Below are 23,677 nucleotides of genomic sequence, written 5' to 3' on the forward strand. Positions count from 1 at the left end.
TGTCTTCAATCGCCATCTCATCAAAATCTATGAAACGCCTTTTCAAATTCCTGGATAGATAAAAATGATTGAAAACTATTTTTGTTTATTGGGACTACCTGAGCAACATTCCCAGAAGATATCTGTCTTTTCAGTGACCCACACGAATGACCCAACTTATAGTAAGCTCTTAAACCAATATGAAAAAAACGTTTATTTCCATTCTATTTGCGCTGATTAGCGGTACTTGCTTTTCACAAACTTTATCAAAAGTTGATTTTATAGAAGATTTAGAATTTCTCAAAAAGACTTTACCTGTTAAGCATACCAATCTTTTTGCAAAGATCACGCAGCCTGATTTCGAGGCGAAGGTAGGTGCCATTATTAGCAGGGCTGATAACTTAAATTATGAGACTTTTACTACCGAACTGTTTAAGTTAATGGTGAGCATTGGCGACGAACATACCTTTGTTGAGCCAAAATTCACTAAAGTTCTTCCCATCCAATTTGGACTCTTTAAGGAAGGACTTTTCGTAACAGGCATCGATTCGGCCAATTCGGCCTTTTTACAGGCCAAATTGGTAGCCATTAACAACAACAGCGTCAATAATGTAATTTCTTTATTTAAAGAAGTTATTCAAAGTGAAAATCAGTCTTATTTCGATGACCATTTTCTCCATTTCATCAATAACCCCGCTTTTTTAAAGGGTTTAGGTATCATTGACTCTGACGGGGAAGCCGAATTTACTTTGGTTGATAAAAACAACAAACACATCAAAATCAAGTTGGCAGCCATTCAAGACAAGGATATTGCGAATGTAAAATTAGCTTTTGCCAACTCTGATCTGCTGTCTAAAAAGAAAAAAGGAAATTACTGGTCCGACTATGATTCCGAAAGGAAAACACTTTATTTCAATTACAATGAATGCAGAGATGAGCAGAACAATCCTTTTGAAAAATTTAATAATGAGCTGTTTACCCTGATAGCTTCGCAGCAACCTGTGAAAATTGTCCTCGATCTGCGATACAATAACGGTGGTAATTCTGGAGTTTTATATCCATTTATCGAAAAGATCAAAGACAGTTATCTCAATCAGAAAGGAAAGTTCTTTGTTCTGATTGGCAAACAAACCTTCTCATCAGCAGTAATGAATGCGGTTGAGTTGAAAAAAAACTCGAATGCCATGTTCATTGGTGAGGCTACCAGTGGCAATATCAACCACTATGGCGAAGTCAGGGGTTTTAGCCTGCCTAAATCTAAGATAGTGATTGCCCATTCTACCAGATACTGGGAGACCTGGAAAGGAAAGAAAGGACCTCTAAAGCCTGATACCGATGTGAAGTACTCGATCAAAAACTACATTGATGGAAGAGATGAAGCATTGATGCAGGTGTACAAGTACTAGAATATACGCAGGCTAGTCGAGGCAGGAACGATCTTCCGTTGGTTAACCTGTGCGACAAACTTTCCTAAAGACAGCCCGCTGATTTTCAGGTCAGCCATAAAAGCATCCAGCCCCTCCGGATAAGTCCCGAAATAATCGGTGTATACCTCGACCGCCATTTTCTCCGGCTTTTCAGTGGTATAGGTCAGGTACTGGGCCAGGCTGACCTCGACACCGTAAACTTCCCCGATTTTGCCCCGCCTGATGTAAACTTCATTAAATCTGCTCCGACCAGCCTTGTTGTCCAGCTGATTAATGGTAAAGATCTTTTTGCGCTCGGTGTCGCTGATGGAAAGCAGGGCCGCGATTTCATCGTACTTGTCTTTGAACTTCCGCTGATCCAGCAGGATCACCGTATCAGATTCAGATATGATACAGTCCTTTAAAATAGGATTGCCAATGATGTCAGACAGACTTTGCGTCACCTCGATGATCTCCCCCCAGAACTTACGTACTGTTTTGTTTAAATACAGCAGGAAACCGGCCATAATGGGTGAGGTAATTGCCTTCCAGGCCTCTTCCAGGATGAGTGCTTTACGCTGGGTTTTACGGTGCCGCATCTTCTGGATGAACAAATCGATGATGATCACCGTAATGATCGGAAACAAAATTTTATTGTCCTGGACCGAGTCAATTTCATAGATGATCAGGCGTTCGGACAGCAAAGATTTATCCGCAGATTCATTCAAAAGACTTTGGAATTCACCATCCTTATAGAACTTCTTGAGCACAAAACGGAATTCTTCCACATCAAACGGAATCTGTTCCTCAGCCTTGATTTCTGGAATTCGCCCCAGGGCATATTCATAAAAAGTATTGAAACTCAATTCCGAAACATTATTCAAACTCTCGGAGCCACCACCACCAAAATACTGCGTATAATAAGAAGAAATGACCAGGGAAATCACGTCGCGCTCAATATGACTGACTGTTCCCTCAGCGCCGCGCCATAGTAAACAGACCAGGGTGATCAGGAAATCTTTCTTTTCAATGTTGTATTCATCCTCCGAAATAGAAAAAGGGTTCATCGTAATCGGCTTCTGCTCAGTATAGGTGATGTACTTTCCCCCATAGTATTTACATAACCCGGAATAGGAATGCCCGACATCAACAATCACCACATCCATATTCACCAGCATATACTGCTCAACCAGGTTATTGACAAAGTAAGACTTTCCGGAACCCGAGGGTCCGCAGATGAACTTATTGCGGTTAACGATCCTTCCCATTTGCATCATCAGGTCCGAAACATCGATCCCCACGGGTATGCCCTGGCGGTCAGTAAAGCGGATCAAAAAATCCGAGGGATCATCTACCGGCAGCGATTCCTTATACAAAAAACACAGCGCCGCATCGCAGGTGGTCAAAAACCAGTCGTAAGCCTTGAGCTCGACCCCGTTGCCGGGAATAGCAGTACGAAACAGCTCCAGCTGGTTGTAGGTGTTCTTTCCCGGTATGATCCCCATTTGAAACAAACTGCTTTCCACGAAATTGCAGGCAGGCTGCAGCTTGTCTTTACCCGCGCAAACAATGATATTATAATGGGCATTCACCAGAAGCTGGTTGTCTTTGGCTACATCTTTCAGCAGCAGATCGATATCTTCCACGCAAAGCAGATTGGCCGGATCAGGGATACCCGAATGCCGCTTGCGCTTCAAAGTCAGCTTTCGCAAAGTTGTTGCCTGTTCAGGAATTTCAATGACCTGGTTGTATAAAATGCAGTCAAAGTCCGGCACCCTGACCAGAAAGGACAACAGGTCAACCGGAAAGCTGCGTACCGAATCATTATCGCCCAGCATGGTGTGACCTGCAATACTTCCAGGAAGCTCAATGGCATCAATGTCCACCAGGCTAATGCTCCTGAAAGCACGCTCACCCAAGCCAATATGGGTGTCACAAGGCGCGAAATTATCCAGGCTGATCACCTCAGCGCTGAAATTCATCCCCAGTATTCTTTTGATCAGTACATTTAGCTCCTTCTCCCGCAAGACGCGGGGTTTAGTCCCTCCGGACTCCAGGATAGCGATGACCTTATCGACCGCCTGCCGGAAGTCCCGCAGGCTTTTAGGATCGTACTGGTAAAAGGAACCCTTTTTGACCTGCCGGGTAATGCTGAGGTAAGTAAATACCTGCACGCGGCTGCGCCCTGCAAAATGAGCATTGTATTTCCCCTGCAGATATTCCTCCGCGGGCAGATGCGGATACTCAGAGCGGGACAAAATATCCTGCTTTTGCAGCAGGTAACCGTTGCCCAGGATCTTAATGATATTGTTAAACAGGCCATGAAACTCATCATATTCAGTTACTGCCCCGCTGTACTGCACCACGGGATTGACCATGCTGATGACCACGGAGAATTCCCCGTTCAGCCCATACAGCAGGTCATAATCCGGATGGGGATCAATGCCGATATACGGCACCCGGAATTCATTCTTTATTTGCATAAATACGGTGGTTGATTTTAGAAGGAAATTGATAATGCCCGCTACAGCGGGTCTTTTGATGCAGACCTTTTTTCTGCTGGGATGCCGTATAATACAGCCCGCCACAGGTGCAGCCCGCCAGCACGATCACCCCTAAAAACAAGCTAAACAGCGCCATCACTAGAGAACCAAGAACAAGGCCCGCCAGCAAACAGGCGATACCCCAGTAAATGAACTTCCCGGCAAAGCCTTTGTATACGAGGGGCTTCTGGAGCCCCTTGTATACATTGTAAACCCTTTCCATCTACAAGCCGAAAAAAGCCTTGATGATCAGCGAGGAAAGCACTAAAAAAAGGCAGGAACCGCCCCAGCCCATCAGCTCCTTGTTGATGTCCTGATCTCCCGAGTTCCATTTGGAATACACGCGCAGACCGCCGACAAGCCCGACAATCCCCCCGATCACCAGGGTGACGTTGGTAACAGGTCCGACATAGGTTTTAAGGGAAGTGGTTGCCGCATTCAGGCCGGTTACCCCGCTCTGGGCAAATGAAGAAGTGTGGGTAATGACAAACAAGATTGCCAGTACCAGTAAATGTTTGGTTTTTCTCACCGTAGTTCATAGAGAATAGCATTAAAGGAGGCCTCGAAACAGACCTGACATAGAAGAAATAAAAGAGGTAACTAAATCCCAAAAAGCCCCTGTAAAAAAGGCCCCAACAGGATCATAAATAAACTGGCAAAGAACCAGCCCGCAACCGCGGGAGTTACATGGCCTTTGCCCATTTGCCAGTTGTAATAAATATTGACCGCGCCAGCGATCCCGAACAAAGCTGCAAGTACCAAGGTGGCATCACGGGCAGAAAAAAACGAACCCCTCAACTGGCCAGTCGCTTGCTGCATTTCAGCAATGCCGGGCTGGGCCTGGACATTTGCGAACACCATCAGGGGTATAGTTAATGACAAGAACCAGCGTTTCCAATCGAATAATTTCATAATTTTAACACATTGATTCATTAGAAAATGGCAGGATTTATAGGAATAAAAGATTGCGGCAATGCGCCAAGGAAAATATTACTTCAGGACTTTTATAAAGCCGTTTACCGAGGTGAGACTGGGTATCTCATGGATTTTCTGCATGAGCAATTTGTCTGGGAGTTTCCAGGGGGCACGATTCAGACGGACAAAAAAGCCGCGCTGGCATACCTAAGTCAGTACTATGCTGCCAGAATGCAGCAACTTACCATCACGAAAATGATTACCCACGGCCCCGAAGCGGCAGTCAGCGGAACGGTGCTTACTGAATCGGGACTGGAATACCATTTCTGCGATATATTTACCTTCAGCAGTGCCGGTAGTTCGATGATCAAGCACGTCAGTTCTTTTCAAAGATAGAAGGATCAGAAGCTCACTGACCTGGTATACTGAATGGCATCCTTTTGTGCCAGTACAAATAACTCCTTGATGGACACCCCTCCCATTCCAACAGATGCAGGCTCAAACTTAGCCTCAACAGATGCATCAGCTTTTGCCCCAAAATCAGCGAGGCTTATTTTCTCGGGAACAACATCCTCTGAGAAGGTCAATACAGTAGGAATGTCCCCACCACCTTCCGGAGCTGCCCGGCTGTCCAGTAAAAACACCATCAAGTAATACACGGCATATCCAATGCCGCAAAAAGTAAAAAAGTTAATCCAGGTCATAATTCTAAAGTTTCTATAAAGTTTTTAATCAGTTTTTTTAGTTCAGGCTGGGTAGCAAACAAATGCTTCACCGCAAAAGCCACCACTTTGATATTGTCCACGCCCGTTGCCATTTTAAAATGATTCAGCATCAAAGCGGTCTTGGCATCCAGCCGGGCATGAACCATACTTTTATGGTCAGCAGTATCATAGCCCAAAAGTTCCCGGTAAATTGGAGAAACCTCCACCGCACCAGGATTAGACTTACCATCAGCCCGTTTCTTAACTACCGGTACTACCGGCATTACCTTTTGATCAGAGATCGAACTGCGCAGCTGATCAGCCAGGGATTTGATTTCACTCATAAGACGGATTACTAATGGCATCAAAAGCCAGGTCATCCAAAACGAAAGAAAGATGTGTGACAAACACCTGGTCCAGTACAGGCTCAATCGCGGGTACCACAGAAACCGGAGTCCTGAAAGTATTGACCCGGCTGAAATCCACCCTATCCGGAATCGGCAAACTCACCATTCCAAAGTTTCCCAGCTGCTCATCCACCTCAGTCATGGTTTCATAGCGGACATTCGCCTTGATCCGGCTGGGAACAAAAGAAATATCCACCGCGGGATTGATCTTTTGCAGCACTACTGCAAAAAGAATTGTAGACTGAAAACTAAACTCGTCATAACAGAACGGACATAAAACCAGGTCCGCGGACTGAAACACGGGGATCAGCCCGTCATCATCCAGCTTTCCCGGCAGATCAATCAACACCAGATCATTTGGATTCTCGTTCAGCACCGAAAGCATCGCAGGAAACTGTTCCAGGTTCGCCGCTAATACCTCGTATGGTTCCGCGTTCTCCAGCAGTTTCGCTTTCTGGTATTTCTGTACAATGGACTGCTGGTAGTCCATATCAATGACTGTGACTTTGCAATTCCTGACCGAGGTCAGGTAATTCGCCAGCAGTAAAGTGAGCGTGCTTTTTCCAGCACCCCCTTTCTGGTTTCCGATAAGAATGATCATGTATTAAGATTTATGAATTTTGTAAATAGCGCAGCGATTTGCTACTTTGGCTGGAAATTAACGTTATGAAAAAGGCATTCCTCATCATCTCACTGCTGCTAATTTTCAACAGCAGCTTCGCCCAATACGCAGCAGAAGTTAAAAAGACAGCTACCGCCATGCTCCGTGCGGAGAAAGCAAACGACTACAACGCCTACGTGGACTATTTTTATCCATCAGAGATCAAATCAAGGGGCGGAAAAGCGAAATTCATCAAGGGAATGCAGTCCCGTGAACCGGCCCTTAAAGCCATAGGGTTGACAATGCCAACCGAATCATTGGGGAAAGTATCGAAGTTTTACAGAGCAGGCAAAGAGCTTCACTGCACCATTGAGTCACTGACTAAATTCAAATTCCCCGATGGCAAAACATCATTACATATATCACACTACCTGGCCATAAGCAGCGATGCAGCGGGCAAAAACTGGAGGTTTATCATGACCAGCGGCAAAACCCCAAGCCAGGTCTGGGCGATGGTGCCAAAATTCAATGAAAACCTGACTTGGGTAGATTATAAAGAATAGTTATAGAATGTATAAAAAGCAATCATTTGCCGGAAACTTCCATTTACTCAAACTTCAGATTTCAGGTAAGAGGTCGATTACTCCGAGACCACAGACACCGAAAGGAAGTCAATCACTGAGTTTCTCAATTTCTCCAATTCAGTCTGGATGTTCGCTCCCGAAATTTCACTAAAATATATCTTCTCAGAATCTACGGTTATACTAAAAGCTACCCCGTGATAAATTACCGGGATTTGAACCTCAATTTTTTTCTTTACGATTTTAAATTGAGTATTTACCGCATCCTTCCAATATATCCTCATGTGGTTTATAAAATCCACGTTAAGTACCGCTAACAAATCTTCTATACTTTTTTTATCACTATTATCAATTTCAAAATTCATGGGGTAAAAGTACGTTGCTGAGAATTGGTAAAAGACGATATCAAATTATATATAAATAATAATTCAACTCCGACTTAATTCAAAAAAAGAATCACCATTTGGCTACCTATCTGGTATTGGTTCTGGCCTGGCGTTTCCGATGCCTGTTCCGCCCATGTATCGCTTCATCATCGATATCATCTGATATTGAAATCTGGATCGGCTGCTGAAAAGGCTCAAACGACTGCTCAGAACTTATTGGCTGAGTTCCTGACTCATGGAACGGCTGAGCAGTTGAACTGCTGAACTGATGATCTGAAGAAGGATTGGACATATCGGCCGGGTCCTCGGCATACCTAATTCCTGATTTGATCTCGGCTTCGATCTTACTATTAAGCTGGTCCAGTTCATCCACAGCATCCAAACCAATATTAACTTCAGAGGCACTTCTCTGTTCAGCCAGCAACACCTCCTTATCCATCACCTCACCTCCTTTAAATACAATTCCCTGCGCATGGTCAATAATCGAATAACCATAGGGAGCCATTCCCGGCTGGCCGTGAAACAAAAACTGCAAGCCAATTTTCTCTTGCAATACCTCGCACAGATCAGAACTGAAACCAACCCCCGCTTTTTCAAAGCCACCCGGCAGCGGAATAGCAACTGAGCGAAGTTCGCAGGAATATTCTTTTTTATACTTATGAATGATCGCCGCGATCTGTACCGCTCTTTTGCTGTCAATCACAGCACCAGCGATCCGGTCTTTGACATCCTGAAACTCAACACTCAAAAGCTTTTTTCCGAATTTGATCAGATCCATCTTGCCACCTGAATCCTTCAGCACATATCCTTTAGCTTCCAGCAGCAGCATAAATTGAGCTTTTGTACTGAAACTAAAAGCCAGTACTTTTTGCAGGTCCATTCGTGCCGTCTCCAGCGCATCCAGCTTCATCAATTTATTCATGTTCTGGATTGCCCGCATCTTTTCAAAACCGCTGTTGATCTTCTTACCCTCTTTATTGATCCGGGTGGATACAATGTGAACGTGGTTATTAGCAGTATCTTTATGAAAAATGATCAGGTAAGGCTGGTCTTTGTAACCCATCTCTTTCATCCAGTTCGTCGCAATTTCAGTTAATGCTTCTTTACCCGTTGATTTGCCTTTAGCTGAAATGGTCACATGGAACTGAGGATAATACGTTCTTTTGTTCCTTGCCGACACCATCTTCAGGTAGTTGATATAATCCTGGGGCATTAGGGTGGTCAGGCCCTGTAATGGACCGAAGCCAGAAACCTTCATCAGTTCCCCCTTATCGTTTTCTACTTTATTGGTATTGTACCTGACCCCCTTAAAGGTCCGGCTCGCCTGGAGAATCTTTACGATCATTTTAAGAAACAGAATCTAAAAAATACACATAGGGTCATCGGCTCGGATGCTCCGTATAAGGATTTAGTGCATGATGATTAAAGTAAATTCAATGCAGAGATAGGAATAACGCCGTGATTTTCAGTCAAAGCCGCATTTTCCATTTTGTCTGCGCCTGTCACCGCCACTCCTATAACTTTGTTTTCATAACTTAAAATTGGACCACCGCTGGTTCCACCAATTAACGGTGTATTAACCAACATTCGCCTTATGGAAGAAACCATTCTGAATCCAACAATCAACCCAGGTGAGAATATACCAGTGTCACCATAATTATGATTAGGAAAACCGGCAACGGCAATATGATCGTTGATTTGAATACTGTCACTTTCACCTGATACGAGGCCCTCATCCAAATCCAGTCCATCAGCGGTAAATATCGCTAGGTCAATGGTCTCATTCCGTTTTAGGATTTTAACGGGATACCTCTTGGTTAGCTCATCTGCTCTGAAAACAGTACTGTCCTCACGAATAGAGTGCTCACACGTCACGAGCCCGTGGCCAGCCAAATTAAAGCAAGTTCCTTGCAGACCCTGGGGCGATTCTATTATGAAAATACTTTTGAGGATCAGTTTCACATTATAACTCGGTGGAACAGGTATCGCAGAAAGTACTCTCTGCTGATTAATCTGCCATATCTCAGGCATAACGTAAATATCCAAATATGCCAGTAAAATATCCTGGAGGTGATGAAAGCTCAATTTATTGGCCGTAAATTTCCCCGTGTATGTGAATTTATCTACCAAAAAAGCATCACTACCAAAAGCACTAACAATTTGCTCTATTGTGGGGTAAGGAGTTGCATTTATCAACAGCTTTGCTTTGGAGATCAATTCGGGCTCTACCGCATCTGTAATATAAACCGACCCACTAACATGGTATGCCTCATGAACAATTATTAGATAACAATCATCATCAAAATAAATCTGAGCATTCCACAACTTCTGGATAAACGGATGGAGACTTGTCCACGCTGATGGACCTCGTCGAATTAAACCCTCTAACAGTTTCATTATCCACATAGCTGAATTTCCGTTCACAGGATGTTTTAGAAATTCGAGATCCGGTACATATTTAGTCATATCCATACAAAAAGTATTTTGCTAGTGAATTTAAGGATTTAGAGTGATTTAGCATCTCCCTCATTTATTACTATGAAATGATCTTCTATTGAGCAAGTGAATAAGGTGACAAGTGAGCGACTGAGCAAATGAACCTTTGAACAGTTGAATTAATGATCAGATGAACAGTTGATCCGCACAACCGGTGAACAAAGTATCAATTGAACAAAGTAACGGTTGAGCTGCCCACCAGCTGATCAGATGAGCCGGCAATCAGATAAGTCGATGAACGGCAGATCAGCTGAACTAGTGAACAACAGATCAGCTCCCCATTTGCCGGATGATCTTGCGCAGGGTAATTTCCAGTTGCTGGTGCTGCCGGATATACTGGTCAAACAGAATATTAAATCGCTCTACGATTTGCGGGGAAAGCAGGCTCCGTTTGTTCATCGTATTGGCGTATTTAGCCAATTGGTTGATGTTATTGCCAGACCGTCCTAACTCCGCTCCCACTTCATCCAGCTGAGTAATCATCAGTTTCGCATTAACGATCAAATGGGATGAGCGGTTCAGCACCCTGATGCGGATGATTTCAGTTTTAGACACGCCCAAAGCAGTCTCCAACCCGCAGATCTGCTGATATTCTTCTTCTGTAAACCGGGCATCGATTTTTTTACTACGCTTGCCGGCCTTCATAGATGGTCTGCCTTTCAGTTTTCTCACACTTTCCATTGGCGTTGGGTTTTAAAAGCTGCCGAGTTGCGAGGTAGCTTGACTCCTGATGGTTCCCTTTCCTTTAGGAATGGTGAACGTTCAGGCAAGATACTTTTTGTCTGCCAGGGGTTCCGAAGGAATTTCTGTCGGACAAAAAGACATCTTGCAGCGTAAAAGCCGGAACGGGCGTCATAGCTGAAAATCGAAGATTCCCGCGAACGAAGTTCGCCACTGCTGGGCCTTCAGCCCAGAATTAGGGAAAAGCCAAATCATCATATCCCATACCGCCATGGTCAGCCTGGATATGATAATCATGATCCAGACTGAATTCGGAAAAACTCACAGGGACCGGATTCGGCTCCCAGTCCGGCGGCAAAGGACAAAACACACCGCCCGGCTCTTCATGCTGTTCAAAGGTGCTTTGTAAAATACCGCAATACTTGCAGGTATTCGCCCAAAAAGAGTCCTCTGCAGTTTTAGAATAACGGTACTGATAAAATGGATAATTCACCATTAAAAGATCCAGCACCCGCTCATCGATCTCATGCGGGAAGCTAAATAAAGTCGGTCCTTCTGACTTAAACCATTTGGGTTCCGGGTTATCAGATTCATCATCGTCATCATATTCCAGGAAAAAATAATGCTTCGCGCCCAGCGCGATCACCGGAATTTTCCTGCGGCATTTCCAGCAGCTGATCTCGGCTGAGGCAACCAGGTATGGCTTTCGGACAATACAGCCTTCCTGGAATGGAATCCACTTTTTAAAAGGGTTGATATCCTTCACATGATCGGGAATAACCCAGGACTTCTGCTCAGGAATCCACCAGGCTCCGAGCTTTTTGACTTCATCCTTATCTGAATAAGGCACATTTAATACAAGAGACATTAGAGAACAATAAGTATGATTGATACTAAATTATTCAAAAAATATCTGCTATAACTAAATCCAACTGAGAATTATTTAAAAAACCGGCTTACTGGTGGCAAAACAGATCAGCGTATTTGAGGGACTATACTATACCTCTTTCGACAACAAGCGGATCTTTTCATTCCACCTTTCTTGCGCCTCCAGATCTGCCCCATGCCGGGTTTCTTTATCATACTCCAACTGAATCTTCTCAAACCTGGCGTAAAACTTTTCATAATTCGCGCGGATCTCTTCTTTATAATTGCGGTATAGCTGACCGCATTCAGCGCATCTTCCACTTTTTTCCCGATAATAAAACCGATCACTATGTGGCCCTGTTCATGATCAACCAGCCTGGCAATATCTGCCTTATTGACCCGTGAAACATCAAAAAAGCTTTTCTCACTGTTTGGAACAACACTCATGGTAAGGCTGACCTTTACCCGGTTAGTCCTGGTACTGCGTTCGATGGCAAACTTATAGGAATAATCTATAAAAGTAGTACTGGCAAAATCGCTGTTTTCAGGTACAGCCCCCTTAAAGAAACTCAGCTCAATTACCGGGATATCTTTGGAAATATACTCCTGGGCTGAACTCTGCAGAATCCCAAAGGGCAGCAGCAGTAAAACTAAAAACAGATTTTTAAACAGATTGGCATTGCGCATAGGATAACGGATCAATAATTTATATCCAAGGATACACATATAGTACCATTTTTAGCGGCCAATATAACTGCTGCGTGCTGCTTTCATCTCCGCTTTGGTTTTATCGTTGTAATCATTATACCCCTCATAGATCGCTGATCTGTCGGTAGAATAAGGCAAAGCCTTCATCCACACTCCTAACGCCGTATATCCTGATTTATCATGGTCCAGGTACACACCAATATCCGGAAAATTCTTTGCCAGCGCAATCCCCGACTCCAAAAGCGCCAGAGAGTTCAACACCAATACGCTACTCCCCGCACCCGGATGATCCTTAAGCCAGCTCAGGTAATTCATATACCCCTCAAACACCACCAGTTTTTTAGGATCAGCGGGAATAAAGGAAACCGCCTTTTTCCCCAAACAACCCTTAAAATACTTATTCCGCACTTCCCATCCCCCCAACTCATTCTGCCAGCCGGCCGCAAAAAAGTTCTTGCGCACCTTCTTCTCATCCTCCACGTAATAAAAAACCTCGGACAACCTTCCCGCGCCCTGCTCAAAGATCCCCCTGGACCGCAGGTATGCATTGATCCCATCGGTAGTTCCGAATGGCTTAACGCTTTGGATCTTGTAATTGGGCAGCTTCACCGCCTCCCGGATTCGCGGACGATCCCCGGCACTTACCCCTAAACTATCAGAAACCACCAGGTCACAAACCTGCTGGATCTTATCCACTGCTTCCGGAAAAGAAATCCCCTTCCAGTACAGCATGGCGAAGTCAATGATGTTACCCCCCTTACCCATCCCGTGGTCATACCAGAACTGCCGGGTCTCGCTCACGCTGAAAGAAGCGTCCGTATCCGAATCCCGGAGCATACTCAGATACATTGTTTGCCTGCCAGGCTTCCCATAAGGGGCAAACCCCAGCCGGGATAAAAAATCCACCATGGAAACCTCCTGCTTAATCTGTTTTGCTTTTTGTGTCAGAGAAATTGAACTGTTCATACCTATAGATTTTGTTTTTCAGCAGCTAGCACGCTTACAGCAGCAGCTACCCATTTATTATTTAAGAATATTCTATTATTATGTTGGCCGAAATACCCGACATCAAACCCCACCCAAACCACAACCAGCGCAGACCAGCTGCCGAAATACCGGACATCAACATAGACCTGCCGAATTACCAGACATCAAAGCCGAAATACCGGACATCCCAATCAAAATACCGGACATCAAAGCCGAAAAGCCGGACATCGAAAACCCCAATTGCCGAAATACCCGACATCAGAATCAAAATACCCGACATCAGTGCCGAACTACCGGACATTGTAGTGCCTTAATAACCCTTATATATCTTCAAAGAAATCTTGGTTTATATTCGATTTATTCTATATTATTGTAAAAAATTACGCTTTGGCAACAACTATTTCAATTGGTATTCGGGTTTCTCCATCTGTTGTGTATTATTCAATTCTTAAGGAGCTAGACGAACAAATCGAGTTTTTAGTGGTAGATAAACTAATCTTACCTGCGGCATTAAGTCTTCCGGAACAATTAAAATTCATTAGAAACACATTTCTTGATATTCTGAGAGAATTTGATGTCACCGTAGCATGCATACGGGTCACAGAAAGTAATGCTCAGTCTGCTCATTTTGGTAGGATTGGAATAGAGGCAGTAATCCAGGAATTATTCGCCAGTTCTTCAATAGAACATTATTTCGTAGGTGTTATTTCTAGTATTTCGGCCAAACTTGGCTTTAACCGTGACCAGTTTAAAGGATATGTCACTGGAACTACTAATTACGAAAACATCGAAGAATGGCCTGATTTTAAACCGGAAAGTAGAGAAGCTCTTTTGGCAGCCTTTAGCGCCCTTAAACTAATATAGATATGCCATTAGGATTACAAACAGCTAGTTTAAATTTTGAAACACTGAAGGAGATCGGTCAAGCCGGAAAAAATTCTCGTGTTTATATTGCCAATGATAAGCAACTGGAGAGTCAAATAGTCATCAAGCAAATTAAGAAAGATAGTCTTACCTATGAAGGAGACTATTATAAAGAGGCTAAGATTCTCTACAATCATGAACATTCAAACGTTGCCAAAGTAAATTATGGATGCGAGGATGATGAACACGTCTATATCGCCATGCCCTATTATAGGCGAGGATCGTTAAAAGATATAATTGATAAAAGGTTTTTAACTAACAGAGAAACCATACGTTATGCGATCCAGTTTTTATCAGGCTTAAATCACATTCATTCTAATCGGCTTATGCATTTCGACATTAAGCCTGACAATATATTTATCACTGATTCAAATGAAGCCGTATTGGCTGATTTTGGTCTGGCTAAGGCGATGAATATCTATGATACGGCAGCTCAGTATTTTGTCTATAGTAAACAGCAACCTCCTGAAGTATTTACTGGTGATGATTATACATACGCATTTGACATCTATCTTGCCGGACTAACGCTTTACAAAATGTGCAATGGTTTGGATTCCTTCGAACTTCAGTACGCTGTTTATGGTGAAGACACTGACTCCTACGTTAAAGCAGTATTGAAAGGGGAATTTCCTTCCAGAGAGAAATATTCCTGGCATATTCCAAATGGCTTGCGTAAAGTGATCAACCGAGCACTCTCCCCCGATCAAGCCGATAGGTATCAAACTGCACTACAACTAATAAATGCATTAGGTGCAATTGATGAGATGATGGATTGGAAATATGCAGTAATTACTAATGTCCATGTTTGGAGCTTAGACCTTGACGATAAAGTAATTACAATAAAATTGTCAAACAATGGTCAGCATTATTCTGTTCTAACAGAAAAGTTCATCAAAAAGAGTGGAAATACTACAAAAATTTCCGACCATTGTAATGCTAATATTATTAGCAAAAAAGATGTAAAAAAGATAGTCATTGCCGCGCTCAAAGCACTGTCATGAAAAAGAAAATTGTCATTAACGGTACAAACCTAACTCGCGAAGGAAAACTTTTTCCTAGCACCGACCCTACGGCGTCAAAGACTGGGAAGTTTGTGCCTGTTAATAACGTTCAAATTGAAAAGCTTAACGGATACTGGAAAGTTACCAAGAAGAAATAAACCTTAAAATCGTGAAGTGAAGACTTTAACTAGGCTTTAAAATTTCACCAGACCGAACCAAGTTCATCGCATGACCAATACTAACTTCGATGCCCATGGCCGCATAGTAGGCTTGCGCCAGCACCTGCGCTTTCAGCTCCGTATCCACATACACATCAGCAAGCCAGCTTTGAAAAGGATCTTTATCAGAATCCACACCAACACCATTACTCCTACCACTACTCCCATAAACCATCCGAAGTCCCGACATCAGCCGGAAATAAAAAGAATGCTCAGCAGCAAGCAATCGCTTTGACGCTAGCGGAACAAACACCAACCTCACCATAAAAGCATTCCCACCCACAAAACTAAACCCAAACCCAAACTTACCCACCGACTGGATATAACAAAGCATTCTAACCAGATTCTGCTTCTTATGAGAAGCCCGGATATCCCTGATATCGGCAAACTCACACAACCTGTCCAGTGGGATCACCGTCTCGGATAACCCGGAAGAAGTCACTACATGAGAAAGCTTAGATAAATACAGCAATAACTTCTTACGGGAATCCCCACCCCTTCCCTTACCCACCACCCTATAACTCTCCGCATTCAGCGTATAATAACGCGACAAAAACCCCGAAAGCAATTCATCCGACAACCGGATTTCATACACCTTCTGCTCCTTAGCAGACCGGCTAAAATTTAGCCGGAGGTCTTTTAAAATCGGAAAACTATGCATAGAGATCACCGCATCCTTCTCCCTAACATCATAACGCGAAGAAAAAATAATATTCCGTTCCATCATACAATACAGCGCATAATCCAGCACCGTAGCAAACTCATAGCCCTGGATCACCGGCGCCAAAGCCTTCCCCGATAAAAAATCCGGGCAAACCACCGCCAGCTCCTGCCTGGTCCTACCCGTCTGCGCACAAAACTCCTGCATGGTAAAGCGGGTATACCCAAAAAGACCAACCTTCAGCCGCCGGGAAATAAACACAATAAAATCCTGCACCAGCCCCGCCTGGCTACCAAAAGACCGCTGGATATCTTTAATGTTATCGGCAACCGCCCGGTCGATGCGACTGATCGCTTGATGATTCATAAAACCAGATGATTTAAATCCAAAAGAAAGTGCCGATATTACATTATTAAAGCATATTCCCCTTCAATGTTATATACGCAATGACAAAGAAAAAAAATACAGGTGTTGATTTTGAAGCCGCCGTTAAAGAGATTTTCGAAATGTATTACAAGAAATACCCCACAGCGACTTTTGAGAGAAATGTTATGATGGACACAAAATATGGCAAACGTGAAGTCGATGTGCTTATCACTGTGCCAATCTCCGATTATAACTTTCAAATAGTTGTGGAGGCTAGGGATTTCAATTCCAAGTTATCCATAGATAAAATTGATGGATTCCATTCCAAACTCGGTGACTTGAAGGTTGATAAAGGCATTATTGTTTCCAAACTTGGTTTTTCGTCAAAGGCAATCAATAAAGCAAAGGCACTTGACATTGGATTGTATTCATTACGGGAACAAAAAGCGTTTCCAGACCTAGATAGTATATTCTTTTTAATCGAAGAGGTTAGCCCAATTGCTTTTGAAGCGGCATTCACTATGGACCGAGCAGTTATGATGACGAAGCCTGATTCTTTTATCATACGAGACGAAGTTGTCATAAACGGCCAGAATTTCGAAGACAATTTAAATATTGGATGGGCAGATAACACTATTAATTTTGATCTTAACAAAGATCAACAAGATGTAACTATACCTTCTATTCAACCACCCTATGTTTTGAAGTATTATGTTGATGACCGAAGAGGGATAACTAATACAATGCCTCTGAAAGACCTCAAAATAACAGTGCATCTTGGTACAAAGTATTTTATAGCTGACATAAACGCCTTGAACAAACACAAAATCTTAGAAAACATTCATAGAGGCCAACTACACTTCTTTGTTAATGAACAATCAATTAAAGACGCTATCGATAACTTAAATCCTGTTACGCCCTCATTTGCCAGTACCTTTTTAGGAATAAAAGCAAGGATCAAAGTAAAAGGAAAAGCTGAACTAAGGATTGAAGGTTTGAATATCCGTCCGGGAAAGAAATAAAAAGAGATGCTGGATAATACCAACCTCTGCTATCCGCATAGTGTGAACAAATACCTCTAAAACTGGCCACCGATGGTTCAAGAGCCCCCCGGGGAAAGAATAACCAAATTCGCCGTATTTAAATAAGCCCCCCAATACCGGGAACTGCGAATAAAATCTACAAAAATGATCCCGATCAAAAACAAAAAGACGGACCAAAGAAAAAAGCCAGACCATACCTGGCCCCTTAAGGTGCTGTACCACACCTTCGAGATCCGCTGCATCTTCCTGGACATCTTCGGCTAACCATCCGAAGACAACTAACCCACTGCGTTAAAGAGTGTTAATATTTATAATCCAACGACACATATCGCTATTTTGGTTAATGCCTCAAAAAATAAAAACCACAACTGCACAAAAGCTGATCCTAACAGCCTTCATACTCCTGATTACATATTCAGCGGATGCTCAAATCAAAAAACCAGCCGACACCATAAAAACAGATACAGTCCAAAACGCTCCTTACAAACTCAAAGAAGTCAACATCAAAGGATACCGCAATACCAAAATGGACAGCCTCTACAACAGGAAACAATTTGAAAACATATTCAAACACAAAGCCCCCGGCCTCAGCTCCCTACTCAGCAATAAAGTAAGCTACAATAATCAATATAGCCCATTCCAGCAATCCACATCTTCCATCGCAGGGATCAACCTGTTAGCCCTTCCCGCCCTGTTCACAAAAAAAACCAATCCAACCAGCAAACTCCAGCGACAACTCCTCAAAGACGAACAAACCGGATACATCAGCAAAACATTCTCAAAAACCCTCATCAGCACCATTACCCACCTCCAAGGCGATTCCCTCCAACAATTCCAGGAACGCTACACCCCCACCTACACCCAGGCCAAACAAATGAGTGCCTACCAAATGATCATCTATATCAAAAACAGTCTGAAAGATTTCAAAAAACCAAAAGCCCAGTAAAACCCAACACAAACCCCGAAATAAAACCACCAAAACAAAAAAAGGAGGCGGATAAAATCCGCCTCCCAAAAAACTAAAACCCGGGGCTACCCACGTAGCGTAACTACATACCTATCAAAACTGAATGCCTAAGGCTCAGGATCCCCCTACCAAACAGCCGCACGTAACCATCAGGAAAAGAAAACCCCTGCACTATAATTCCCTGCTCCCGCAGAAAACGCTTCACCCCAACAGGACAATGTACAATCAGAAAACCGGATCACTCCTTCAGTTTAATGACAGCAAAGAAATACCAACAAAACGGAAACGGCTGGTCGATAAGCGGTGTATACACCAGAAGAAATATCTGATTAGCCAAAAAGCACTGGTGTAAAGCCGCAGATAAGATTTATACAATGGTACTCAGAATTACTACATTAGCGTATGGAACACCTGCGCTTACTCGACTCAAATTATAAAAACGAAGAATTTTATTCCAACGACCTACAGGCATTATTTTTAGGTGGTATCAAACCGCTCAATATTATAATTGGTGCAAATAACAGCAGGAAAAGCCGGTTCCTTCGGAAAATCATAGCGACTGAGCGTAAGCTGATTGTGAAGACGCCAACTGATCTTAACAAAATTGTTCAGCAGAAAAATGAAATCGAAGAGGCCTGCAAACCTTACAAGGGCCTGTTTGAAATGCACCTAATAGAATTCGAGTTCACATCTCCGCAGTATAGTAATGAAAAGTATATTAACATTTCAAATGTTTTTAATAAAAAGAACCAGGGTACGGCCTTAAGTTTGATGAGTATTCAAATACTTATCTCAAACATTACTGATCTGCTCTTTACCAGCGCAACTCAAGACGATACAAAAAAAATTAAGAAGTTGATTTCCGAAGCTTATGATGCAATCGAACTGATCTATGACACATATATTAGGTTAAATAAGGTTATAGGCAGGCATAATGACCTAGGAACCAAAAGACCATCATTATTAAACTCAGGAATTCGTTATTCAATTCCAGGTGCATCATATCAGATTCCTGAAATTAAGGTCAAATTAGATATTTTGAAAAAAGCCTTTGATAAAATTCAACTTTACCATGATGTAGTACCGACATTACATGATGTCCCGATGATTTATATACCGGTGCTAAGAACCTCAAGAAGATTATTACGGGCAGAGAATAAGGAATTTGAAAACACCTTAATGAATCAATATAAGATGGAGCCCAATTCAAAGCTTACACTTGAGACAGGACTGGATCTCTATGAAAAAATAGATGCAAAACGAAACGGCCTGCTCCCGCTGAGGGAAAACTTCACAGATTTTGAAAACTTCATTAGCGAAGCATTTTTTCAAGGTAAAAGAATTGAAATTGTTGCTGTCCGTGATGAAACTAACAGTGCGAATCTAAGGATCAGTATCGAGGGTGAAATTCCAGATGTTCTCATTCACGATCTAGGTGACGGAATCCAAGGGATCATTAACCTGCTATTCCCCGTTTTCACAGCCGCCGAAAATACCTGGATATTCATTGATGAACCTGAGAACCATCTTCACCCCGGTTATCAAAATCTGTTTATAAGAACCATTTCAGATCATCCGAAAATACGGGAAAAAAATCTTAGGTTTTTTATCAATACCCATTCGAACCATATTCTTACTGAAGGTATGCTAGGGGGCACCGAAACAGAAATTCTTGTGTTTTCCCGAAGGGACAAAGACTCTTCAGACATATTGACTTTCGCAGGGAACGAATATCATACACTGGAGATGCTTGGTGTGTTTAACACATCCGTATTAATCAGCAATTGCTCTATCTGGGTTGAAGGGGTAACAGACCGCCTTTACATGCGCGCTTTCCTGCAAGCATATTGGAAAGAACAGGGAACCCTGGTTCCTCCAACGGAAGGTCTGAACTATAGTTTTATGGAATACGCCGGCAACAACATTGTTCACTACAATTTTGACCACGGACTAAAAACTGAAGATCCGGAGGTAGGCAAACAAATCAAAGCGTTTTTCCTGCATTCTAAGATTTTCCTGCTTGCGGATTCGGACTTTGCCAAAGACAGGCGCCATGCCTTTTATGAGGACATCAGTGCTAAACGAGACAATTTCCAGTACTTTAAAACGGAACTACCGGAAATTGAAAACCTCCTTCCTGATGAGATCCTGAAAAACTGGCTCATTAATTCGCTGAAATGTGATGCCACCGAAGTAGAAAAAAGGTTTGAATCAAAAGCCAGCAAAATAAAACTCGGTCAATATCTCGACCAGCATTTTTCAAAGGGAGATAAAAAGAGACGGTTTATGAAAGACAAGGAAGGCGGCACACTCAGATCAGATCTTAAAGCCTCACTTTGCGATTTTGTTTACAATGGTGTATTAAATAATACGATCAGTTGGAACCAGTTGCAGAGAACTCCAATCTTAAAAGAACTGGTTGAGCAAGCAAATGCCTTTATTCATGCTGCTAACAAAAAATAGTCATTATGAGCAATATCCACCATTTAACTACACCAAGAATAAAACGGAGACATAAGGGGCGTAAGCCCCTTAATTGTAACCCAAAAATTATACACCGGTGGATTTACTAAACTCATAGAAAACTTACCAATAGAAATATCTAAGTTTGTAGCATAAAAATATTTGATAGCGACAGCTATTTGAACTTGTCTTGGAAACCCGCTAAATTTTTAAGTGTACAAGGGAAAATCAGTCTGCTCGCCTGCGCAACAGCGCGGGCGCAGCTGTTTTCTGTACACAAGGTTCTTAGCGGGACCTCCAAGACGGATTATTGGTTGCGTCCCGCGCTATTTCGTTTAGAATTACTGTTTGGGGATAGGCAGTATAAAACCGGTACAATAACACACATGAATGAACTTTTAACCGCCGAAGTCCTGCAAAGACCTATTGCAGAAATCGGAATGAGTAAGGAATTTGAAACCGCAACGGAAACACTCCGTATCCGTACTTTATCACAACTGGCTACAAAACCAATATCAGAAGTAGAAGCACTTCCGGGCTTCAACTTACTGCTAATCCACGAATACATAAGTTTCCTGGAAAGCCAGTGTCTCGGCGAACTTATCAAACCTTAATGCTCCCTTTCAAAATAATAAAAAGCATCCCAAAATCCTGAGACAATCCAATACTCGGATCACTCAACAAATACCAAAATCCCAAAAATTATCGTCAGATTTGGAGAAATATCCCTAAATTTATAAGGGGAAGCTAACTAATTTCATTAATGGACTACGGTAAAATATCAGACTATGATTTGACCATCCTCATCAGGGGTGGTGACCGTTCTGCATTTACCGAAGTATTCAACCGTTACAACAGCATCCTTTATATACACGCCGCAAAAAAATTCGCAAACCGGGAAGACGCAAGAGATATCATACAAGAAGTGTTCGGCCTGCTATGGAGTACACGAGAAGAACTCGAACCCAAAAGCAACCTATCCGGTTACCTCTATACCTGCGTGCACCACCGCGTACTCAACTGGTTCAACCGCCAAAAAATCCAGGGCAAATACATCGCCCACATCCAAAGCATCGCAGATGCCAACCATGGAACCACCGACAATCTCGCTAGGGAGCGTCAGCTCTCGGCCATCATCGAAAAAGAGATTGAATCCCTCCCACCAAAAATGAGAGAAGTCTTCAAAATGAGCAGATACGACCAATTGAGTCATAAAGAAATCGCCGAAATCCTGAACATCGGCGAAGACTCCGTAAGAAGCCACGTAAAAAACGCCCTGAAGATCCTGCGCGTGAAATTCGGACTCTACAAATTCCTCATCTTCCTGATCTTTTACTAGAGCAAGCCCGACAAAAACAACCCACATAAAATTAAGGTTAAGAAAAGAACAAATTTTATTACCCCCCTACCTCTGAGTAATTTGTCTTGGTCATAATAAGTACATAATCCCTTATTAGCTTATGACAACTTACGACGTAAAACAACTGCTCACCAAATACAAAGAAGGAACCGCTTCCCCGGAAGAAGTCACCTTCCTGCTCAGCCTAGTCCAGCAATGGACAGAAAATGCTGACCTCAACATCGAGGAAGCAGAACTGCTCAAAGTAAGAGCAGAAATTGCAGAAAATCTTGATATCGGAACCACACCAACAAAAACAACCACACTATGGCCTCGGATCGCCATAGCAGCTGCCATAACGGCCATCGTATTTGGTGCAGGATTATTTTATTACAACCTAAATATTAACAAAGAGCATCCTAACCAGACTGCTTACAAAAATGATGTTGCTCCGGGCAAAACCGGAGCAACTTTAACTTTAGCTAACGGTAAAAAGATAAGACTATCGGATGCGGTTAATGGAAAGTTAGCAGAGGAGGCAGGTGTAACCATTACTAAATCTGCCGATGGAAAGCTGGTTTATGAAATTAAAGGATCGGATTCTGATCCGAGCAAAGTCAATACTTTAACCACAGCTAAAGGGGAAACTTATCAAGTGCGTTTGCCAGACGGCTCTTTGGTCTATTTAAATGCCGCATCAAGCTTGACCTATGCTGCTTCCTTAATTGAGCGTGGGAAGCGTGTGGTCAGGCTTCGCGGTGAGGGTTACTTTGAAATTTCTAAGGATAAAGCGCATCCTTTTATAGTAGAAAGCGGGGGTCAGAAAGTAGAAGTTTTAGGCACACACTTCAACGTAAATGCTTATAACGACGAACCTGCAATTAAGACAACGCTATTGGAGGGAAGTGTTCAGGTTTCTCACCTCTCTGCCGCTGGCGGCATCTCTCCCCAAAGCGGAGAGAGAAATGTTGTGCTTAAGCCCGGGCAGCAATCGGTATTTTCATCAAAAGGCATAAAAGTTAGCGAGGCAGATACAGAACTTGCGGTGGCCTGGAAAAATAACGAGTTTATGTTTCATGAGCAAAATATTGAAAACATCATGAAAATGGTAGAGCGTTGGTATAACGTTGAGGTTATATACAACACAGAAAAACCTGCCGATACTTATACGGGAAGCGTGTCGAGGTTTGATAACGTGTCGAAGGTACTACAGATTTTGGAACAATCCGGTGCGGCGCACTTTAAGATTGAAGGAAGGCGGATTTATGTATCAAAGTAGTCCTATTCTTATAAAAATATTCATCCCCCATTGCAATTAACTGACTATTCAACTAAACAAAACCAGATGGGGAAAACAATACGACAGAAAAGCTAAGGCTGAAAATTGACCTGAAGTCAGATAAAAAAACCAAATCCCGATTGGAGTCGGGACAT

General features: G+C 42.8%; 28 protein-coding genes. 13 read left to right on the forward strand and 15 right to left on the reverse strand.

The features are described from left to right. Window positions 1-179: 179 nt before the first annotated feature. Entirely contained in the window at window positions 180-1,385 is a 1,206-nt protein-coding gene (locus VK541_RS20460; protein ID WP_324372321.1) for a hypothetical protein, read from the forward strand. Here the strand turns inward: VK541_RS20460 and VK541_RS20465 are convergent. The 4 genes from VK541_RS20465 to VK541_RS20480 form a co-directional block, all read right to left on the reverse strand. Then, window positions 1,382-3,868, reverse strand: coding sequence for a TraG family conjugative transposon ATPase (locus VK541_RS20465; RefSeq protein ID WP_324372322.1), 2,487 nt, complete (start codon window positions 3,866-3,868; stop codon window positions 1,382-1,384). The two genes, VK541_RS20460 and VK541_RS20465, sit on opposite strands and share 4 nt — an antisense overlap. Further along, complete coding sequence (locus VK541_RS20470; protein WP_324372323.1) at window positions 3,852-4,151, reverse strand: plasmid transfer protein; 300 nt, start codon at window positions 4,149-4,151, stop codon at window positions 3,852-3,854. The genes VK541_RS20465 and VK541_RS20470 overlap by 17 nt, the downstream gene beginning before the upstream one ends. Further along, window positions 4,152-4,457, reverse strand: coding sequence for a DUF4134 domain-containing protein (locus tag VK541_RS20475; RefSeq protein ID WP_324372324.1), 306 nt, complete (start codon window positions 4,455-4,457; stop codon window positions 4,152-4,154). A 71-nt stretch (window positions 4,458-4,528) separates the two neighbouring features. Beyond that, window positions 4,529-4,840: a DUF4134 family protein gene (locus tag VK541_RS20480; RefSeq protein ID WP_324372325.1), complete on the reverse strand. Its 312-nt coding sequence runs from the start codon at window positions 4,838-4,840 to the stop codon at window positions 4,529-4,531. A 27-nt stretch (window positions 4,841-4,867) separates the two neighbouring features. Here VK541_RS20480 and VK541_RS20485 point away from each other — a divergent pair, with 27 nt between their 5' ends. After that, window positions 4,868-5,239, forward strand: a complete 372-nt coding sequence (locus VK541_RS20485) for a nuclear transport factor 2 family protein (RefSeq protein ID WP_324372327.1) — start codon at window positions 4,868-4,870, stop codon at window positions 5,237-5,239. A 5-nt stretch (window positions 5,240-5,244) separates the two neighbouring features. Here the strand turns inward: VK541_RS20485 and VK541_RS20490 are convergent, their stop codons facing one another. Genes VK541_RS20490 through VK541_RS20500 form a run of 3 tightly spaced genes read right to left on the reverse strand, consistent with a single transcriptional unit; the run spans window position 5,245 to window position 6,555 of the window. After that, window positions 5,245-5,547, reverse strand: coding sequence for a hypothetical protein (locus VK541_RS20490; RefSeq protein WP_324372328.1), 303 nt, complete (start codon window positions 5,545-5,547; stop codon window positions 5,245-5,247). Beyond that, entirely contained in the window at window positions 5,544-5,891 is a 348-nt protein-coding gene (locus VK541_RS20495; protein WP_324372329.1) for a hypothetical protein, read from the reverse strand. Before VK541_RS20495 ends, VK541_RS20490 begins: the two co-directional genes overlap by 4 nt. Next, window positions 5,884-6,555, reverse strand: a complete 672-nt coding sequence (locus VK541_RS20500; protein ID WP_324372330.1) for a ParA family protein — start codon at window positions 6,553-6,555, stop codon at window positions 5,884-5,886. Before VK541_RS20500 ends, VK541_RS20495 begins: the two co-directional genes overlap by 8 nt. A 65-nt stretch (window positions 6,556-6,620) precedes the next feature. On the opposite strand from VK541_RS20500, the gene VK541_RS20505 reads away from it, so the two are divergent. Next, entirely contained in the window at window positions 6,621-7,118 is a 498-nt protein-coding gene (locus tag VK541_RS20505; protein WP_324372331.1) for a hypothetical protein, read from the forward strand. Between the two features lie 77 nt (window positions 7,119-7,195). Here VK541_RS20505 and VK541_RS20510 read toward each other — a convergent pair whose 3' ends face one another. From VK541_RS20510 to VK541_RS20540, 7 genes are all read right to left on the reverse strand, one after another. Continuing rightward, entirely contained in the window at window positions 7,196-7,420 is a 225-nt protein-coding gene (locus VK541_RS20510) for a hypothetical protein (protein ID WP_324372332.1), read from the reverse strand. Window positions 7,421-7,607: 187 nt separating this feature from the next. Next, on the reverse strand, window positions 7,608-8,867 hold the full coding sequence (locus VK541_RS20515) for a relaxase/mobilization nuclease domain-containing protein (RefSeq protein WP_324372334.1): 1,260 nt from the start codon (window positions 8,865-8,867) through the stop codon (window positions 7,608-7,610). Between the two features lie 77 nt (window positions 8,868-8,944). After that, window positions 8,945-9,994, reverse strand: a complete 1,050-nt coding sequence (locus VK541_RS20520) for a serine protease (protein WP_324372335.1) — start codon at window positions 9,992-9,994, stop codon at window positions 8,945-8,947. Between the two features lie 294 nt (window positions 9,995-10,288). Next, window positions 10,289-10,699 (reverse strand): plasmid mobilization protein, encoded by a 411-nt coding sequence (locus tag VK541_RS20525; RefSeq protein ID WP_324372336.1) that lies wholly within the window; start codon window positions 10,697-10,699, stop codon window positions 10,289-10,291. Between the two features lie 235 nt (window positions 10,700-10,934). Then, complete coding sequence (locus tag VK541_RS20530; RefSeq protein ID WP_324372337.1) at window positions 10,935-11,567, reverse strand: DUF5710 domain-containing protein; 633 nt, start codon at window positions 11,565-11,567, stop codon at window positions 10,935-10,937. A gap of 107 nt (window positions 11,568-11,674) precedes the next feature. After that, complete coding sequence (locus VK541_RS20535) at window positions 11,675-12,292, reverse strand: hypothetical protein (protein ID WP_324372338.1); 618 nt, start codon at window positions 12,290-12,292, stop codon at window positions 11,675-11,677. 12 nt (window positions 12,293-12,304) lie between these two features. Further along, window positions 12,305-13,240: a CHC2 zinc finger domain-containing protein gene (locus VK541_RS20540; protein ID WP_324372339.1), complete on the reverse strand. Its 936-nt coding sequence runs from the start codon at window positions 13,238-13,240 to the stop codon at window positions 12,305-12,307. Between the two features lie 80 nt (window positions 13,241-13,320). Between VK541_RS20540 and VK541_RS20545 the strand changes: the two genes are divergently transcribed. The 3 genes from VK541_RS20545 to VK541_RS20555 all read left to right on the forward strand — a co-directional run bounded on the left by VK541_RS20545 (window position 13,321) and on the right by VK541_RS20555 (window position 15,186). Then, the gene (locus VK541_RS20545; protein WP_324372340.1) at window positions 13,321-13,575 is read left to right on the forward strand and encodes a hypothetical protein; all 255 of its coding nucleotides are present in this window, start codon (window positions 13,321-13,323) and stop codon (window positions 13,573-13,575) included. 73 nt (window positions 13,576-13,648) lie between these two features. Then, window positions 13,649-14,125 (forward strand): hypothetical protein, encoded by a 477-nt coding sequence (locus VK541_RS20550; RefSeq protein ID WP_324372342.1) that lies wholly within the window; start codon window positions 13,649-13,651, stop codon window positions 14,123-14,125. A 2-nt stretch (window positions 14,126-14,127) separates the two neighbouring features. Next, complete coding sequence (locus tag VK541_RS20555) at window positions 14,128-15,186, forward strand: serine/threonine-protein kinase (protein WP_324372344.1); 1,059 nt, start codon at window positions 14,128-14,130, stop codon at window positions 15,184-15,186. Window positions 15,187-15,369: 183 nt separating this feature from the next. On the opposite strand, the gene VK541_RS20560 is transcribed toward VK541_RS20555, so the two are convergent. Then, complete coding sequence (locus VK541_RS20560; RefSeq protein ID WP_324372345.1) at window positions 15,370-16,431, reverse strand: hypothetical protein; 1,062 nt, start codon at window positions 16,429-16,431, stop codon at window positions 15,370-15,372. A gap of 80 nt (window positions 16,432-16,511) precedes the next feature. Here VK541_RS20560 and VK541_RS20565 point away from each other — a divergent pair, with 80 nt between their 5' ends. The 7 genes from VK541_RS20565 to VK541_RS20595 all read left to right on the forward strand — a co-directional run bounded on the left by VK541_RS20565 (window position 16,512) and on the right by VK541_RS20595 (window position 23,522). Then, window positions 16,512-17,453, forward strand: coding sequence for a restriction endonuclease (locus VK541_RS20565; protein WP_324372346.1), 942 nt, complete (start codon window positions 16,512-16,514; stop codon window positions 17,451-17,453). A 364-nt stretch (window positions 17,454-17,817) separates the two neighbouring features. Then, window positions 17,818-18,420 carry a hypothetical protein gene (locus tag VK541_RS20570; RefSeq protein WP_324372347.1) on the forward strand — a complete coding sequence of 201 codons (603 nt, stop codon included), beginning with the start codon at window positions 17,818-17,820 and terminating at the stop codon, window positions 18,418-18,420. Between the two features lie 124 nt (window positions 18,421-18,544). Next, on the forward strand, window positions 18,545-18,793 hold the full coding sequence (locus tag VK541_RS20575; RefSeq protein ID WP_324372348.1) for a hypothetical protein: 249 nt from the start codon (window positions 18,545-18,547) through the stop codon (window positions 18,791-18,793). A gap of 50 nt (window positions 18,794-18,843) precedes the next feature. Then, window positions 18,844-20,904: an AAA family ATPase gene (locus VK541_RS20580; RefSeq protein ID WP_324372349.1), complete on the forward strand. Its 2,061-nt coding sequence runs from the start codon at window positions 18,844-18,846 to the stop codon at window positions 20,902-20,904. Window positions 20,905-21,290: 386 nt separating this feature from the next. Then, window positions 21,291-21,518 (forward strand): hypothetical protein, encoded by a 228-nt coding sequence (locus VK541_RS20585; protein WP_324372350.1) that lies wholly within the window; start codon window positions 21,291-21,293, stop codon window positions 21,516-21,518. A gap of 149 nt (window positions 21,519-21,667) precedes the next feature. Then, window positions 21,668-22,243, forward strand: a complete 576-nt coding sequence (locus VK541_RS20590) for an RNA polymerase sigma-70 factor (RefSeq protein WP_324372352.1) — start codon at window positions 21,668-21,670, stop codon at window positions 22,241-22,243. Between the two features lie 121 nt (window positions 22,244-22,364). Continuing rightward, entirely contained in the window at window positions 22,365-23,522 is a 1,158-nt protein-coding gene (locus VK541_RS20595) for a FecR family protein (RefSeq protein ID WP_324372354.1), read from the forward strand. The last annotated feature ends 155 nt before the right edge of the window (window positions 23,523-23,677 follow it).

It is taken from the genome of Pedobacter sp. (assembly GCF_035317785.1).
In the GTDB taxonomy this organism is placed as follows: Bacteria; Bacteroidota; Bacteroidia; order Sphingobacteriales; family Sphingobacteriaceae; genus Pedobacter.